1 protein-coding gene is annotated in these 479 nt (G+C 30.1%); it reads right to left on the bottom strand.

Features of this window, described 5'->3' with window-relative positions; translation table 11 throughout:
- On the bottom strand, window positions 1-479 hold a 479-nt coding region (locus JG676_RS07825), incomplete at both ends, for a phosphomethylpyrimidine synthase ThiC (protein WP_200217872.1).

Here is a 479-nt window from a genome sequence, read left to right as displayed (position 1 = left end):
ATCATGTGTAGAACCTGGACGTAAAGCATCGCCTAAAGATAAAGTTACATCATATTTTAAACAAATTTCTAATAAATCATCATAATATTCAAAAAAAGGGTTTTCAGCCTCTTTCATTATCATCCAAGCATAAAGCACAGATCCTCCTCTTGAAACTATATTTGTAAGTCTTTTTCCTTCTTTAAAAACCCTAACAGCACGTGAATTTATTCCAGCGTGTATAGTCATAAAATCCACACCACTTTTTGCATGATGATAAACTACATCTAAAAAATCTTTAGCTTTAATTTGTTTTAGATCTTTTTCTAAAAATCCTACTGCATCATAAACAGGAACTGTTCCTATCATAGCTTTTGAAATATTAATAAGTTCATCTCTAAAACGACTTGTTTTGCCATAATTGCTTAAGTCCATAATCGCTTCTATATTAAATTTATGAGCAAGTTCTACTTTTTTCATCTCTTCACTATAATCGATAC

It is taken from the genome of Campylobacter sp. 2018MI34 (assembly GCF_016598975.1).
Lineage (GTDB): Bacteria > Campylobacterota > Campylobacteria > Campylobacterales > Campylobacteraceae > Campylobacter_D.
This window is presented reverse-complemented; position numbering and strand designations above follow the sequence as displayed.